The 16,886-nt window shown below is 34.6% G+C and carries 17 protein-coding genes; 4 read left to right on the forward strand and 13 right to left on the reverse strand.

Annotated features, from left to right (window positions below; translation table 11 throughout):
• Positions 1 to 388 precede the first annotated feature (388 nt).
• The 3 genes from Q1A01_RS10205 to hisS form a co-directional block, all read right to left on the reverse strand.
• Positions 389 to 847, reverse strand: coding sequence for a hypothetical protein (locus tag Q1A01_RS10205; protein ID WP_299679876.1), 459 nt, complete (start codon positions 845 to 847; stop codon positions 389 to 391).
• 109 nt (positions 848 to 956) lie between these two features.
• The gene (locus Q1A01_RS10210; RefSeq protein ID WP_299679879.1) at positions 957 to 2,519 is read right to left on the reverse strand and encodes an FAD-dependent protein; all 1,563 of its coding nucleotides are present in this window, start codon (positions 2,517 to 2,519) and stop codon (positions 957 to 959) included.
• A gap of 407 nt (positions 2,520 to 2,926) precedes the next feature.
• Positions 2,927 to 4,348: a histidine--tRNA ligase gene (gene hisS / locus Q1A01_RS10215; protein ID WP_299679882.1), complete on the reverse strand. Its 1,422-nt coding sequence runs from the start codon at positions 4,346 to 4,348 to the stop codon at positions 2,927 to 2,929.
• Between the two features lie 329 nt (positions 4,349 to 4,677).
• Between hisS and Q1A01_RS10220 the strand changes: the two genes are divergently transcribed.
• From Q1A01_RS10220 to Q1A01_RS10230, 3 genes are all read left to right on the forward strand, one after another.
• Positions 4,678 to 5,070: a DUF559 domain-containing protein gene (locus Q1A01_RS10220; RefSeq protein ID WP_299679885.1), complete on the forward strand. Its 393-nt coding sequence runs from the start codon at positions 4,678 to 4,680 to the stop codon at positions 5,068 to 5,070.
• Positions 5,071 to 5,377: 307 nt separating this feature from the next.
• Entirely contained in the window at positions 5,378 to 6,793 is a 1,416-nt protein-coding gene (locus Q1A01_RS10225; RefSeq protein WP_299679888.1) for an alpha/beta hydrolase, read from the forward strand.
• An 11-nt stretch (positions 6,794 to 6,804) separates the two neighbouring features.
• Entirely contained in the window at positions 6,805 to 8,040 is a 1,236-nt protein-coding gene (locus Q1A01_RS10230) for an ABC transporter permease (RefSeq protein ID WP_299679891.1), read from the forward strand.
• 58 nt (positions 8,041 to 8,098) lie between these two features.
• Here Q1A01_RS10230 and Q1A01_RS10235 read toward each other — a convergent pair whose 3' ends face one another.
• From Q1A01_RS10235 to rpsF, 4 genes are all read right to left on the reverse strand, one after another.
• Positions 8,099 to 8,578, reverse strand: a complete 480-nt coding sequence (locus tag Q1A01_RS10235) for a DUF6495 family protein (protein WP_299679895.1) — start codon at positions 8,576 to 8,578, stop codon at positions 8,099 to 8,101.
• 128 nt (positions 8,579 to 8,706) lie between these two features.
• Complete coding sequence (rplI, locus tag Q1A01_RS10240; protein ID WP_299679898.1) at positions 8,707 to 9,156, reverse strand: 50S ribosomal protein L9; 450 nt, start codon at positions 9,154 to 9,156, stop codon at positions 8,707 to 8,709.
• 13 nt (positions 9,157 to 9,169) lie between these two features.
• Positions 9,170 to 9,469: a 30S ribosomal protein S18 gene (gene rpsR, locus Q1A01_RS10245; RefSeq protein WP_299679900.1), complete on the reverse strand. Its 300-nt coding sequence runs from the start codon at positions 9,467 to 9,469 to the stop codon at positions 9,170 to 9,172.
• A gap of 2 nt (positions 9,470 to 9,471) precedes the next feature.
• Positions 9,472 to 9,810 (reverse strand): 30S ribosomal protein S6, encoded by a 339-nt coding sequence (gene rpsF, locus Q1A01_RS10250; RefSeq protein ID WP_299679902.1) that lies wholly within the window; start codon positions 9,808 to 9,810, stop codon positions 9,472 to 9,474.
• Between the two features lie 285 nt (positions 9,811 to 10,095).
• Between rpsF and Q1A01_RS10255 the strand changes: the two genes are divergently transcribed.
• Positions 10,096 to 10,797, forward strand: a complete 702-nt coding sequence (locus Q1A01_RS10255) for a LytTR family DNA-binding domain-containing protein (protein ID WP_089373490.1) — start codon at positions 10,096 to 10,098, stop codon at positions 10,795 to 10,797.
• 182 nt (positions 10,798 to 10,979) lie between these two features.
• Here the strand turns inward: Q1A01_RS10255 and priA are convergent, their stop codons facing one another.
• The 6 genes from priA to Q1A01_RS10285 all read right to left on the reverse strand — a co-directional run bounded on the left by priA (position 10,980) and on the right by Q1A01_RS10285 (position 16,886).
• A complete protein-coding gene (priA, locus tag Q1A01_RS10260) occupies positions 10,980 to 13,433 on the reverse strand; it encodes a primosomal protein N' (protein WP_299679904.1) in 2,454 nt (817 codons plus the stop codon).
• A gap of 167 nt (positions 13,434 to 13,600) precedes the next feature.
• Positions 13,601 to 14,143, reverse strand: coding sequence for a tail fiber protein (locus Q1A01_RS10265; RefSeq protein WP_299679906.1), 543 nt, complete (start codon positions 14,141 to 14,143; stop codon positions 13,601 to 13,603).
• Positions 14,144 to 14,189: 46 nt separating this feature from the next.
• Complete coding sequence (locus tag Q1A01_RS10270) at positions 14,190 to 14,732, reverse strand: tail fiber protein (RefSeq protein ID WP_299679908.1); 543 nt, start codon at positions 14,730 to 14,732, stop codon at positions 14,190 to 14,192.
• A gap of 147 nt (positions 14,733 to 14,879) precedes the next feature.
• Positions 14,880 to 15,317, reverse strand: coding sequence for a DUF2147 domain-containing protein (locus Q1A01_RS10275; protein ID WP_299679911.1), 438 nt, complete (start codon positions 15,315 to 15,317; stop codon positions 14,880 to 14,882).
• 72 nt (positions 15,318 to 15,389) lie between these two features.
• A complete protein-coding gene (locus tag Q1A01_RS10280) occupies positions 15,390 to 15,950 on the reverse strand; it encodes a chalcone isomerase family protein (RefSeq protein ID WP_299679914.1) in 561 nt (186 codons plus the stop codon).
• Positions 15,951 to 15,953: 3 nt separating this feature from the next.
• A complete protein-coding gene (locus Q1A01_RS10285; RefSeq protein ID WP_299679917.1) occupies positions 15,954 to 16,886 on the reverse strand; it encodes a YihY/virulence factor BrkB family protein in 933 nt (310 codons plus the stop codon).

Raw genomic sequence — 16,886 nt, forward strand, 5'->3', positions numbered from 1 at the left:
GTTATTCGATTAACTAACGTTTGTTAGATCATTTTATTGTTTGCTAATATATAATCAAATAACATACCAATTCAAAAGTTATTACTGTAATGATTGATATATAATAAACAGCTTAAAAATGTATTAACATGGTAATTTTCACAAATTAAGTGAATTGATTTCTAAATGTTAATAGTACCATAATCATCAATATAGTATATGAGAGCTACGCTTTCGCGAAAGCTACCCACTTCTACAACAATTAGATCCTGATAGTTGAGGCCAACGTCGTTATGTATATCACGCTACTTTATCTGAATATTACCGAATTCAAGAAAATTACAAACAAGCAATCATACATATGGATATTGCTATAGATCTAGTAACAAATCAACAAGGGAAAGAATATTTAGAGAAGAAGAGAATTGCGTTCATTCTTTAAGTCATCAACCTCATCTTTAAGCATTTTTTCAGCCCAAATCATTGCTTCCTCTAAGCCGTTATTAAAAAGTTTAAAAGGTTTCCTACAAAAAATTTGTTCTATAGCTGTTGTAGAAGGATCTGTTCCTGAAGGCACTACAATAGAAAGTGCCTTTAAGGTTCCTATTTTATGTAAATGTTCATAATCTGTAGGGACTACAGAATACGAATTAACACGATTAGAAATATACACCCAAGGTTTATTTTTCAAAACCAATAATCCTTTAAAGAGTAATGATGCTGCTGATGCATACGATAGATTAACGCCTTCATTTACTTCTACAACAAGAATATTTTTATTGTATACATAAACAGTAGCAATCTTACTTGTAATAGTCTTCGTTAACTGAAATTTGTTACTTACGTTATGTGGATTTAGGGAACTCATCTATGCTAAGATAGACTATCCTATCTGAATTTTAAATACTAAAAAACAAAAACCTATTAACTCTATGAAAGACAAAAACTTATAGATGAAATGCAGAAATAACCATTCATTAATTCTCTGGATGATACTTCGCTACCACTCTGTCTACACAATTAATTCCATCGATTGCAGCAGAAATAATTCCACCAGCATACCCAGCTCCTTCTCCGCAAGGGTACAATCCTTTTATTTCTACATGTTCTAAAGTAATAGGATCACGTGGGATAGACACCGGAGATGATGTTCTACTTTCTGGAGCGTGCAATACAGCATCGTTTGTAAGATACCCTTTCATCTTTCTTCCAAAAGCGAGGAATGCTTTCTTTAAACGTTTTGAGAGCATTGGAGGTAATACTTTATTTAAATCTACCGAGACAATTCCTGGTTGATAGGATGTTTTAGGAAAGTTTTTTGAGACTCTTCCATCCACAAAATCACGCATACGTTGTGCAGGTACTGCCTGTGTTTTTCCTGCAGCTTCCCAACAAGCATGCTCTACTGATTTTTGAAAATCTAAGCACACAAATGGATCTCCATCTTTATAATTAGACAAATCTTCTGGCGTCACACTCACTACAATCCCAGAATTTGAGTATGGATTATCACGTTTGGAAGGACTCCAGCCATTGGTCACTACTTCTTCCTGTGCCGTTGCGCATGGCGCAATAATACCACCGGGACACATACAAAAAGAATATACGCCCATTCCATCTACTTGTTGTACCAAACTATAGGATGCTGGTGGCAAATATGGATTATCACTATCTCCATGATACTGAATATGATCAATCAATTCTTGCTGATGCTCTATACGGACACCGATTGCAAAAGGTTTAGCTTCTATTTTAATATTCCTATCATGCAATAAATAAAAAATATCACGTGCACTATGGCCTGTTGCTAAGATTACGTTTTTAAAAGATAACCAGTCTGTATCATTAATTTGTATTTCAGAAATTTGCTGATCTACAACTTTAAGATCGGTAAGTTTACTTTCAAAACGAACTTCACCTCCAGCTTCTATAATAGCTTCTCGCATGGAAGTAATGATCTTGGGTAATTTATTGGTTCCAATATGAGGATGTGCATCTACCAAAATATCTTCTACAGCACCAAAATGTACAAACCACTCTATCGCTTTCAGTACATTACCTCTTTTTTTAGAGCGTGTATATAGCTTTCCATCCGAATAGGTTCCCGCACCCCCTTCTCCAAAGCAATAGTTAGAATCTTCGTTTACCACATGATCTTTATTGATGGCTGCAAGATCTCGGCGTCTCGCTCGCACATCTTTTCCACGTTCAAAAACAATAGGTTTTAACCCTCCTTCTATGGCACGTAAAGCCGCATATAACCCTGCGGGACCTGCACCAATAATAGCAATTTCTGGAGCATTATGTACCTCTTGAGGCACAAATGCAGGTAATGATTCACGTATTTCATCATGTTTCCAAAACTCAATCTGTAATGAAATCTTTACAGGAGCTTTACGTGCGTCTATGCTTCGTTTACGAATATCCCATTCTCGCACATCGTCTGCTCGTAGTCTCGCTTTCGCGAAAGCTTTCTCAGCAATATAATCATCATCTTCAGCTTGATGCGGTAATACATTTATTTGAACAAGTGTACTCATGGAATAATCGTTAGCTATTAGTTTGTAGTTCTTTCATTTCAGTGAAGGCGGAAATCTGAATGATTTATGGAATTCATTTTTGAGATTGCCAAATCCTGTCTATTCAATACTACTGTCTTAAAATGAATGTTCCTTTATATGCTCCTATCTGCCGACAGGCAAGTTCGCGAAAGCGGAAATCTTCATTATTCAGTCATTTTGATCCTTCGACTTCGCTCAGGATAAACTTTAGGAGAGCTCACACAAGCAGCTTCAGGTGATACTCATTGCCATGCAATTTCCTGCCTGCCGCAGGCAAGCTCGTCGTTCGTTCCTCACGCTGTCGAAATAACTCTTTTCATTTCAATATTAAATATTCGATATTTTTAAGTTCAAAAATCAGCAATCGTTAATCGACAATCGAAATATTATTTCAAACGTTCAATTAATGCCTCTAGCGTCACCGTTTCTTGTTCTCCTGCTACCATATCCTTTACTGTAAACGTATTGTCTTGCATTTCTTGTGTTCCTGCTAAAATCACAAATGGAATCTCACGACGATTGGCATAGGTCATTTGTTTTTTCATTTGTTTACCAGAAGTTACCATATTAGGATATATCTCAGCGCTGATTCCTTGAAATCGAAGTTTTTTAATAGCTTTCATTGCATACAAAGCTTCTTTATCACCAAAATTGATAAAAAACACCTTGGTTCCTTCTATCGCTTCTTCTGGAAATAAATTCAATTCTTCAAGCACTAATGCAATACGATCCAATCCAAAAGAGATCCCTACCCCACTCACATTTGGTAATCCAAAAATTCCTGTAAGATCTGCATAGCGACCTCCACCACCTACACTACCCATCTGTACACCTTCAGGTGCTGCTACTTCAAAAATGGCACCTGTATAATAATTCAGCCCACGAGCCAGCGTAACATCTAGTTGTAAAATAGCACTTTCTAATCCTAAACTTTCGATAGCATCATTAATAAATACCATTTCTTCAATTCCCTCTACTCCTGTTTCTGAAGTAGCCAGTAATTTTTTAAGTGTTGCTAACTGGTCTCCAAAACTACCAGAAATTGTAAATAATGGATCTACGTTTTTTATAGCTTCTTCAGAAATACCTTTAGAAAGCATTTCTTCGATTACTTTTTCCTTTCCAATTTTATCAAGCTTATCTAGAGCTACTGTAAAATCAATAAGTTTATCGCTAGCACCGATCACTTCTGCAATACCAGAAAGGATCTTACGATTGTTCATTTTTATAGTTACTCCTTCAAGTTTTAACGCAGTGAATACAGCATCATACAACTGTACAAACTCCACTTCCTGCCATAAAGAATCACTTCCTACTACATCGGCATCACACTGATAAAACTCTCTAAAACGCCCTTTCTGAGGGCGATCTGCTCTCCAAACAGGTTGCATTTGATAGCGCTTAAAAGGAAATTCAATCTCATTTTGGTGTTGTACCACATACCGTGCAAAAGGAACGGTTAGGTCATAACGTAAGGCTTTTCCAGATATAAGCTTCGTCATACCTTTTAAATCGTATGATACTTTATCAAAATTTTCTAATGTTGATGTTTTTATAAGATCATTAAAACCATCTTTTATCTTACTAAAATAATCCCCACTATTTAGAATCTTAAATATCAAACGATCTCCTTCTTCCCCATATTTCCCCATAAGTGTACTACTATTTTCAAAACTAGGGGTCTCAATAGGTTGAAATCCATAGTGCTGAAATTGCGTACGAATCGTATTCATAATATAGGAGCGTTTTGCCACCTCTGTAGGTGAAAAATCACGAGTTCCTTTAGGTATGGATGGTTTTTGTGCCATTTGTTTTTAGTCGTTAGCTTTTGTCATTAACTAGTTGTTTTCATATGCTTTATTGTATAAAAATCAACCTGCTATCATTTTCTTTTTCTTATACAGTGAATCAATGCATAGAATTTCGATGTCATTTTCGATTCTAGCTTCGATTTCAATGAGTGCAAATATCATAAAAATTAGACATTATTAATCTGTTTATGACTAGTATTTATAGTCTTTTCTTATGGTTTATATAAAGGAAGAAAAATTACACGCCACCTATTTTCCCATTTCCCTAGCCCTAAAGGGTAGGGAAAATTGCCTGAGAACTTATTGATTATTTTTTACTTTTGAGAATGGATCATTTAAAAAATGAAGGGATGCACGGAGAGGCAAAAAGTGACAAATTTGCCTTTGCCGAATATTTACGAAAAAATGCTACTCCAGAAGAAACTAAATTATGGGAATATTTAAAACAACGCCCTAAAGGTTATAAATTTAGAAGACAACATCCTTTTAATGATTATATATTAGATTTCTATTGTCATCGAGCAAAATTAGCTATTGAAATTGATGGTCCTATACACGCAATTCAAAAACAATATGATAAAGATAGAACATCAGTAATCAATGAATATGGCATCTCTGAAATACGGTTTTCAAACGAAGAAGTACATAATAATTTTAATGGTGTAAAAAACAGTATTATTTCTGTTCTAAATACAATCTCAAAAAATCACTCCCTTTAGGGTTGGGGAAATTGATTTTTGGCTTTGATTAATCATTATGAGTCATGGCGTATGTTTTCTATTATTCTTTTAAACCTTGATATTCTCATTTTTTGTTTCCCCTACCCTGAAGGGAGCAAAAAAATTAAACACATTGAATGATCTCAAAAAATCACTCCCTTTAGGGTTGGGGAAATTGATTTTTGGCTTTGCAAGCTGTTCAATTTCTTTCTAAAAATTGAGGGTATGAAATAATTAATTGAAAAGTTTGGTAACTTTTTTACCCCTTAATAGTCTTATCACAAACAACTATTAAAAACGAGTATAGATGAAAAGAGCAGTATTTGTTGTTTTATTGGGGTTTATTAGTCATTTTAATTACGCACAAAATGTGACGGGAGATTGGTATGGAAACCTAGAAGTACAGCCAGGCATGGTGCTTCCATTAGTTTTACATATCAATGAGACAGATGGCACTTATACCGGCACACTAGATAGTCCAGACCAAAAAGCATTTGGAATTCCTATCACTACAGTTACATATGCAGACGCTACACTACATGTTGCGATCACAAATATGGGGCTCACTTACGAAGGTGCTGTAAAAAGTGATGCTCATATTGAAGGGACTTTTCAACAAGGTGGACAAACATTTCCGTTAGCACTTGCTCGGGAAGCAATAACAGTAGAAGCACCTAACAGACCACAAGAACCACAAGCACCTTTTCCATATAAAACAGAAGAAGTAACTTTTAAGAATGAAGCGGCTAATGCTACTTTTTCTGGTACCATCACACTTCCTAAAGTTGTTTTTAAAGGTAAAAAGAAATTGCCTGCTGTCATTCTAATTTCTGGTTCGGGACCTCAAGACCGTAATGAAGAATTATTGGGACATAAACCTTTTTTAGTGATTGCAGATTACCTTACGCGTAATGGTATTGCGGTATTACGATATGATGATAGAGGTACTGCAAAATCTACCGGAGAGTTTCAAGGAGCAACTAGCGCAGATTTTGCTACAGATGCACAAGCTGCTTTTGATTTTTTGAAGAATCACCCTGATATAGATGCCTCTAAAATTGGCTTTGCGGGTCATAGTGAAGGCGGATTGATCGCACCAATGGTTGCTGCAAAAAACAAAGAAGTAGCATTCATTGCGCTATTAGCTGGAGTGGGACAACCAGGAGACGAATTATTGATGGATCAAGGGTTTCTCATTGGAAAAGCGCAAGGGCTTGATGATGAGATATTACGTAAAAATCGAATTGCACAAGAAGTCATGTTTGGCATTGTAAAGGAGTATTATGGAAATACTCCGAAAGTAAAAGAAGAACTCACAACATATTTAAGTAATGCTTTAGATCAAAATCCAGAAATGATCCCTGAAGGAAGTTCTAAAGAAGCACTTATGAAGCGTGAGATTAACACACTTTCTTCTGAGTGGTTTCAGTACTTACTCATTACAGACCCTAGACCTACGTTAGAGAAGGTAACCTGCCCTGTATTAGCTATTAATGGATCTTTAGATTTACAAGTACCATCACAAAAGAATCTTGAAAATATCGAAAATGCTGTTAAAAAAGGTGGAAATACAGATGTTACCACCGTAGAATTCCCTAATTTGAACCATCTATTTCAAACCACTACTACTGGAAGCCCGTCTGAATATGCAACAATAGAAGAAACATTTTCACCAGAGGCATTGAAAGTATTGAGTGACTGGATTATAGAAAAGACTAAATAACACAACCCATTATGTTTTCACTTTTTAGAGAAAATTTCCGTATTTCATTAGACAGCATTAAAAGTCAATCATTAAGAACTATCTTAACTGTACTTATTATTTCTCTTGGAATATTTGCACTTGTCGGCATACTTACATTTATAAAAGCATTTGAAAACACTCTTACTAATGATTTTGCATCTATAGGAAGTAATACTCTTACAATTCAACGGTATGAATTTTCAAACCAACGAAGAGGAGATCGTAAAATCATTAACCCAGTGATAGGATATCGAGATGTAAAAGAATTTGCTGACAATTTTTCATTTCCAACTGCGCAAACAGCAATTTCATTTACAGGAACTTTTACGGCTGAAGTAAAATATGAAAATGATAAAACAGATCCTGAGGTTCGAGTTGTTGGCGTAAATGAGAATTTCCTCCAAAATGCTGGACTTAAATTAGACAAAGGACGAAATTTCACTCCTTTTGATATTAGTAATAATACACGTGTCTGCGTACTGGGAAGTGATTTTTATAAAAATCTATTCAAAGATGATAACCCTATTGGAAAAACAATAAGTATAAGAGGTACTAAATTTAATGTCATAGCTATCCTAGAAGAAAAAGGAGCCACCTTTGGTAATAATCAAGATTTACGTGTATTGATTCCCATACAAGTAGCCCGTACTATGTTTACGCAACCTAATATTAATTATAGTGTAAGTATTATGGTAGACGATCCAGAATTTCTGGATAGCGCCGAAGAAGAAGCTGTACTCGCATTTAGAAACATCCGAAAACTATCACCTATAGAAGAAAATAATTTTGGAATAGGTCGTAGTGACGATCTCGTAAATCAAATTGCGGTGATAACAGGAGCCTTAGGTGCTGCTGCATGGGTTATAAGTTTAATTACCATTTTTGGATCATGTATTGCACTTGTAAATATTATGCTAGTTTCTGTAACAGAACGTACACGCGAAATCGGTGTACGAAAAGCATTAGGGGCTAAAAAATCTACGATTGCGTTTCAGTTTTTATATGAAGCTATTATTATTGGACAATTAGGAGGGTTCTTAGGTATTTTCCTTGGCGTCGTCGTAGGATTTGCTATTGCTTATGGATTCGAATTAGTGTTTACATTCCCATGGAAAGCTGTTATAACCGCTGCATCTATTACTTTTGTAATCGCAGTTGTATCTGGTTTACTTCCAGCACTTAAAGCTGCTAAATTAGATCCTATTGAGTCATTAAGATATGAGTAATTTGTTATTGGTAATTATATAAAGGTCTAAAAATCTTTGTATAATTTTACCAGAAATACTATTCCTTAATATCTACAAAGCGAGAAAACCAACTAAACAAATCACCTTTGGTAATCACAGCACCTTGTTGAATCAGTTTAAATTTATCACTATTTGGTTTATCACTATAGTCTTTACTAGCACTCATAAAAACAACATCATCATTCCCTAAGTTTTGCTGTAACCATTGATATCCTTCTTTTGTGGTGATATCAATATCTTCTTTATTAATTTTTACGGCGATCAGCGTCATTTTATCTTCTCTAAGATCGAAAAGATGCATTTGATTAGGAGATATATGCTCTAAATATTTTGCTTTAGTCAATACATTCTCCCATACAAGGTCAGAAAAAATATCGATCTCTTCTTCAGCAACGTGAGGTTTATTAGTTTTTATTTCTTGCCATTCATCTGCTGTGATAGATTGAGTAGCTAAAAAATTAATAAACTCTTGGTGTAGTTCTTCTAGTTGTTCTTTTGTAAGTCGAGCGTATTGCATGCTATTCCTTATTTTAAAAATACGCTTTCGCGAAAGCGTATACTTGTATATTTTATATATGCGAATTGTTAGCTATAAAAAAACCGCTTTCATAACTGAAAGCGGTTTTAAATACTATGTATTCCCAATTATGCTTCTGCGATTACGTCAAATGCAAATGGTACGACAACATCTCTATGGAAACGAATAGAAGCTTCATAGCTACCTAAACGCTTAATGTTATTACCAGGGATTGTAATAAATTTTTTCTCAACAGAAACACCTGCTTTTTCTAAAGCTGCTGCTAGATCTGCATTATTTACAGAACCAAAAAGCTTGTCTCCATCTCCAGTTTTAGAGCTAATTTTAACTTCTAAATCTTTTAATTTATCTGCTTCTTTTTGAGCATCATCAATTACTTTCTTCTCCTTAAAAGCTCTTTGCTTTAGGTTTTCAGCAAGCACTTTTCTTGCAGAAGGTGTTGCAAGTACTGCTGCTCCTTGAGGAATTAGAAAATTTCTTCCGTAACCGTTTTTTACTGTTACGATATCGTCTGCAAATCCTAGATTCTCAACGTCTCTCTTTAATATAAGTTCCATGAATGTCTAGTTTTTATTTGTATAAGTCAGTCACGTAAGGCATAAGAGCCAAGTGGCGTGCACGTTTTACAGCAACACTAACTTTACGTTGATATTTTAATGAAGTTCCTGTAAGACGACGTGGTAACAATTTACCTTGCTCGTTTACAAAAGACAATAACCAATCTGCATCTTTATAATCAACGTACTTGATACCTGATTTCTTAAAACGGCAGTATTTTTTTGCCTTATTAGTTTCAATATTCAAAGGCGTAAGATATCTGATATCTCCGTCTTTTTTTCCTTTTGCTTGTTGTTCGATAGAAGATGCCATAATTACGCTTGTTTTTTGTTTCTAGCTACTCTTTTTTCTGCCCAAGCAATTGCATGCTTGTCTAACTTAACAGTAAGATAACGCATTACACGCTCATCTCTACGGAATGTAAGCTCATACTCAGAGATTGCCTCTCCAGGTACTGTAAATTCAAATAGGTGGTAAAAACCACTTTTTTTGTGTTGGATAGGATAAGCAAGCTTCTTAAGCCCCCAATCCTCTTTGTTAATCATCTTAGCACCCTTGCTTTTAAGAAAATCTTCGTACTTCTTAACTGTTTCCTTTATCTGTTCATCAGATAAAACGGGATTCAAGATGAAAACAGTTTCATAATGATTCATATAGAATGATTTTAATTTAAAAATGAGTGCAAAATTAAGTATAGTTATTGGTTTAGCAAAGCATATTTCAAACAAATTAAGGTCAAAATATTCGTTTTTTAAAAATAGACCTATAAATATAGCGTAATTTGTTATGAAGAAACCACTTATAGCCATGTAATTCAATAATAGAATCTTAAAAGAGTCGATAAAAAACATAAAAATCCGACGAAATTCACTTTTTTATTGGTGTTTCCTTTTTTTTTGAGTATTATTGTATCTCTTAACCTATTTAAATTAAAGACTGTGGAAGGAGTAATTCTAGATTGCGCTGTTGTTGACGACTCGAGTCTACAACGCCTTGCGATTGTAAAAATGATCAGTGATCATCCTAATTTACGACTCGTAGCCGAATACAATAATGCCATAGAGACAAAAAACGGTCTACTTGAAACAAAAGTAGATTTAATATTTCTCGATATCGAGATGCCTATTTTGTCTGGATTCGATCTATTAGATGATCTGATCCATAAACCACAAATCATATTTGTTACAGGAAAAACAAAATATGCGTACAAAGCATTTAACTATAATGCAATTGATTACTTACGCAAGCCTATAACTAAAGATAGATTTACAAACGCGGTTTACAAAGCCATTAGCTTATATAAACTTAAAACAGAAGGTGCTGTAGATGATGATGATTACATTTTTGTAAAAAGTAACCTCAAGAAGAAAAAAGTAATGCTTAATGAGTTAAAATACATTACTGCATTAGGTGATTATGTTAAACTTGTTACTGTACATGATCCTATTGTTGTTCTTGCTACGATGAAATCTTTTGTCGCACAACTACCGCCAGAACGTTTTATGCGTATACACAAATCATACATTATTAACATAGATAAAGTAGATAAATACAATAGTAGAAATATTGAAATTGATGGAGAAAAAATTCCATTAAGTCGACATAAAAAGACAGAGTTAATAGAAGCACTTTCTGCTTAAGATTAATTCCAATTTACAACAGTAAAAAATCCGCTCCCCCAAATAAGCGGATTTTTTTTATATCCTATTTTCTCTATATATCTTACTCCAATTTAGTTGTATATGCTTTCGCGAAAGCGAACTTGTGAAATTCACGACTACAAGGAGGAGAGCGAAGCGTTAAAGCGTACAAAAGAGAAAAACTAATAACAATCGACATCTATAATAAGGCGTACGCTTCTATATTGAGGTATTGCCTTAAAGCTTGTTTGCACTCTAGCTATAAGCCCTTTTGTCTGCTTTAAGTTTTGTCTTCTATGAATCTTTACCAACACATTACGACGGTATTGATTACGTATACGAGCTACAGGAGGTGTTTCTGGGCCTAAGACAGCTTCATTTCCTAATACTTGGCGCAATGCTTTTGCTACCCATATACTAGATGCTTCAATTTTCTGGTAATCTCTATGCTTTAATGTAATGCGAATTAATCTATAAAAAGGAGGATATTTAAAATCGTGTCGTTCTTGCAATTGCTCTTCATACATCGCATCAAATTTATTAACAGATACCTGCTGTAATATCTGATGATACGGATTGTAGGTCTGCACCAAAACTTTTCCTTGTTTTTCTGTTCGCCCTGCCCTACCTGACACTTGCGCTATTAATTGATAACTGCGTTCGTGTGCTCTAAAATCTGGAAAATTAAGCATACTATCAGCGTTCAGGATTCCTACTAGTGTTACATTTCTAAAATCAAGGCCTTTGGTAAGCATTTGTGTTCCTACCAGTATATCAATCTGTTCTTGTTCAAAAGCAGTAATTATCTTTTCAAACCCATATTTTCCTCTAGTCGTATCGGAATCCATACGAGCGACTTTATATGATGGATACAACTCTTTAAGCTCTGCTTCTATTTGTTCGGTTCCGAATCCTTTTGTTGTTAAATCTGGACTACCACAAACCATGCATTTTAATTGCATTGCTATATGATGGCCACAATAATGACATCGTAATTGGTTTCTATATTTATGATAGGTTAAACTCACGTCACAATTAGGACATTGCGGCGCATGGCCACATGTTTTGCATTCTAAAACAGGCGAAAAACCTCTTCGGTTTTGAAATAAAATAACTTGCTCTCCTAGTTTTAATGCATCTGTAATTGCACGTAATAAGGTGTCACTGAAATGCCCAGTCATTTCTCGTTTACGTTGTTTTTCCTTGATATCTACAAGGTTAATTTCTGGCATCAAGATATTACCATGTCTATATGCAAGATGTACATAACCATATTTACCTTGTCTAGCATTATAAACAGTCTCTACACTAGGTGTCGCAGATCCTAACATTACTTTTGCATTAAACATATGGCCTAACACTATAGCTGTATCTCTTGCATGATAACGCGGTGCTGGATCGTATTGTTTAAAGCTACTCTCATGTTCTTCATCTACAACGATTAATTCTAGATCGCTAAAAGGAAGTAACATAGCACTTCGAGCACCAATAATAATTTGTGCTTTCGGAGCATTATGAAGTACATTATTCCAAACTTCTACACGTTCGTGCACTGAATATTTAGAATGATAAACAGCTACTTTTTCTCCGAAATAATTCTGTAACCGAGTAATTAACTGAGTAGTTAATGCAATTTCAGGAAGCAAGTATAAAATTTGTTTTCCTGAGTGTAATAGTTCTTCTATGATAGATACATAAATCTCTGTTTTTCCAGATGCTGTTACTCCATGAAGCAAACACACATTTTGTATTTTAAAGCTTTCTTTGATTTGTTGTAAAGCTTCAGCTTGATATGTATTTAATGTTTTAATATCACTTGTTTCTCCTTCAAATTCGATACGGTCTTTCCGTTTTTCATAGGTTTCAAAAACACCTTTTGAAACAAGCGACTTTAGTTGTGATGATGAAGCATTTGCAGCTTTTTGTAAGGCAATCGTGGTAATGGGTTTATTGGTTTTCGCTTTAAGCGAAAAAAAAGTGAGCACCAACTCTCGTTGTTTTGGAGCTCTTGACAATGAGTCTAGTAACTCATTAAAAGCAACTTCTTCTTTATAATCAGAATGTATTTGAACAAAAGCAACTAGCTTAGGTTTATATTGCTCGTACACTTCTTCTTGTACAGAAATAGCACCTTTATCTAATAGTTTTTTAATAGTAGGCAACACTTTACGTTTACCTAATATATCCATGACTTCTTGTATTTTAATCACAGATTGATGTTGTAATGCTTCGTAAATTAAAAACTCATCATCTTGCAAGTCTTCATCTTGAAGGACTACTTCGGGCTGTAATCTTATGATGGTTTCACTTTCCAATAGAAAGGCACTAGGAAGAGATGCTCTCATGACTTCGCCTTCTGTACACATATAGTAAGAAGCTACCCAAGCCCATAACTCAAATTGTTTTTTAGTTACTATAGGTTTTTCATCAAGAATATGCTCTATCTCTTTAGCTTCATATAGTGTAGGTGGTGATGTATGTATATTTTTCACCAAAGCAGCATACACCTTTGACTTTCCAAAAGGAACTGCAACTCGCATGCCCGCTTGTAAAAATTTTGCTTCTGCCTCAGTGATACTATAGGTAAAAGCTTTTTCTACAGGAATGGGAAGTATGACGTCTATAAAATATGGCATTTATCAGAAAAATATAAACGAAAATACAAAGTAAGTAAGATGTTCTTGCCGTATATGGATAAGAATTATAAACAAAGAGAAATAGAAACATAAAAAGGAAAGCTACCCGAAGGTTACTTCCCCTTATATTTTTTCAATCTACTGATTGAAATATTTATTGATTATTCCTAGTTTCTACTTGGAAATACTCCTTGTAGCGCTATGATATAATGTACCCCTAAAAACGGCTGTAGATTACTATATGATTGACTACCTCCTTGCATACCTACAGTAGTAGCCGTTGTTACAGCATTATCGTTTAACTTAGCACCTGCAGCGGCAGCAGAACTATAGAACTGTCCTGTACCTAGGAAGTTTCCTTCTGGCTCATCCTCATTATTATTATCACCTACATTTACAGTTGTTGTAGAAGTAGCTATATGATTGTGAGAAGGCAAATTAGCTATCGAAAGTTGAATACGTTCAGTACCGCCTCTCTGTCCTAACTGGTATGTTCTTAGCCCAGGACCAGTCCCTGGATGAATAGCAGCCCTACCTCTCAAATCAGGTAATGCAAAAGTTGTTCTTCCGTCTCCTCCATAGGTAGTTCCTAAGATCGAAAACAAAGCAGAGTATTGACTTATCGCTAATAACTGTCCATCGCAGTATGCCCAAGATCTTGGCGCAAAATTTCCTGCAAATAATTTAATTTCTCCTAAAAATGGATCCATAATATATTGTTTTAAATAATGTTAGTAAAATTGATTTAGATAGGTATTAATTTCTAGATGGATATACTCCAAATAACGCTATGATATAATTTGCCGTACCAAAAGGCTTAATGATATCAAAACTTTGACCATTACCTGTGTTAGTCATAGAGCTAGCTGTTGTCATAGATCCGCCATTAAGTGTAGCGCTAGCTGCAGCGCCAGAACTAAAAATTTGTCCTGTACCTACAAAGTTTCCTTCTGGCTCATCTTCGTTATTGTTATCTCCTACATGCGCTGTTGTATCACTAGCTACAAAGTGATTGTGAGTAGGCATTTCAGCAACTGTAAGTGTATGGTCTTCTTGCCCTCCTCTTTCACCCAGTCTATATGTAGACAGTCCAGGTCCATGACCAGGGTGGATAGGGGTTCTACCTCTTAAATCAGGTAATGCAAAGGTTGTTCTGCCATCTCCTCCATAGGTAGTTCCTAGGATAGAGAACAGAGCTGTATTTTGAGCAATCGGCAATAATTGCCCATTACAAAAAGCCCAACTCCTAGGTGCAAAGTTCCCCGCAAACATTACAATTTCGCCAATAAATGGATTCATAATTGTGTGTGTTTTAGTGTTAATTAATAATTTTCCTCATCAAAATATTTTTAAATAATTTGATATCCCACCAAATCTAAAAATTATGGCTAAGAAAAAACCCCGTATTTCTACGGGGTTTTATAATTAAGCAGTTATTTACTAGTATTATTCTACACGAATCCAATTTTGTGTCCTATAGAACACTGCAATATACCCTCTTACATGTAAAATAGATGGATCTTCCTTATCCAACCATAGCTTTGCCGTATATTTCTTTCCTTTTTCTGGATCAAAAATGGTACCTCCAGAATATTCATCACCATCTTTTTCTAGGTCTTTAATAATATTCAATCCAATAACAGGTACATTTTTTTCTGCTCCTTTACATTTACTACAAACCTCATCTTGACGAGTCTCATCAGTAATGGCGACTACTTTTCCAAACACCTTATCTCCTTTCTTGTATATCTCTACCGTAGATTTTGCCTCTCCGGTCTCATCATCTATTGTTTTCCATTTTCCAAATATGGTTCCTTGCTGTGCAAATCCTTGAATAAAAAATAATAGCAATACTGCTTGTATAATGGCTTTTTTACGATTCATTTATATAACAATTTAGTATAAACAATAACGGTAGACCATAGCCTACCGTTTATCATATATGAAGAAGTTCCATTAACTTCCTAACATTCCTTCTTTAAGATCTTCATCGGCAGGATCTTCTCCTAACCAAATTCCAAAAAGTGCCTTTTTAAAGTCTAATCCTTCAATAGTTCCAACTTTAGTTCCATTTTTATAAACGACTGTTCCTTGACCTTTAATATAGGCAATATCAAATACATTGGTCTTTACAATTTCGTCACTAAAAAAGCCTTTAAACTTTTCTATTCTGTCTTCTATTGGAGCAATGTTATCATCTGTAGATGCTTCAAATCCATCATCTACAGCACTTTTCATTTTCTTACTTGAAACCAATTTAGAGACGATATCAAGTTTTATCACCATTGTTTCATCTGCATTGATGATACGTTGTGCATCACTACTTTTAGATTGAAGGTATAAGCCTCCTGCATAAAGATCAAAAACTACTTTCTCTCTCATTCCTGCTCCATTAAGTACAAGGTCTGTACCTTCTAACGTCATTTGATTAGGAAGTGTTGCATCTCCTACCTGTGTTTGCGCATTTGCAAATCCAATACTAAAAATTGCCATTAAGGCTAACATAAAATTTCTCATTGTTTATTTATTGAGGGTTTGATTCATTTTCAATTTTTGTAACGCTGCATTCAATTCAAATCCGAGTAATAACAAATTTGAATTAAGCCAAATATATAACATCATAATTAAAAGAGCACCTATAGAGCCGTACAACTCATTATAATTTGAAAAATTATCGATGTAAATTCCAAAAAGATACGTTGTTAGCATAAATAATATAGTGGTCATTAAAGCTCCTGGAGAGAAAAACTTACTCGTTTTTCCTTCTTTTGTTCCAAAATAATATAATGTTGCTACTGCAATATATATCATAATAACAAAAAACATGTAACTCCCTATAGAAACTAATGTAACATCTACACCGTCACTCATCATATCACGTTCTCTTAATATATGCAGTACATATTCAAAATATATTAATACTGTTATAGTAGTAACCAACAACAGTGCCAAAACAATAGACACCCCTAAAGCAACTGAATATTGCCTAATAAAATTCCTATTGATATTTACATTAAACGAGCCTTCAAAACCACTAAAAATAGCATTAATCCCGTTACTCATTAAAACCAAAGCTAAAACAGCTCCAAAAGATAACAAACCCGTTCTTGGGTTTTCTGAGATATCAGAAAATACAGGTTCAAAAAATGCTAATGACTGTTTGGGTATTAATTCATAAATAAAATCCATGAATTTTTTTTGAAAGTCATCTACAGGAATCAAAGGAATTAAATTTAATAAGAAAAGTAAGGTTGGAAATATTGCCATAAAAAAGCTATACGCAATAGATCCTGCTCTTGCCGAAAGTGTACCTCGTATAATCCCTGTGAGATATGTTTTAATAAGATGATAAATGGTCATCCCTTTAAAACCAGGAAGTACTACTTTTTTTAAACAGTGTACACAAAATCTAAAAATAGCAAAACGCTCTAGCTTGTTTTCTAGCGATGCCAT

Origin of the sequence: uncultured Dokdonia sp. (assembly GCF_947492815.1) — a bacterium.
Lineage (GTDB): Bacteria > Bacteroidota > Bacteroidia > Flavobacteriales > Flavobacteriaceae > Dokdonia.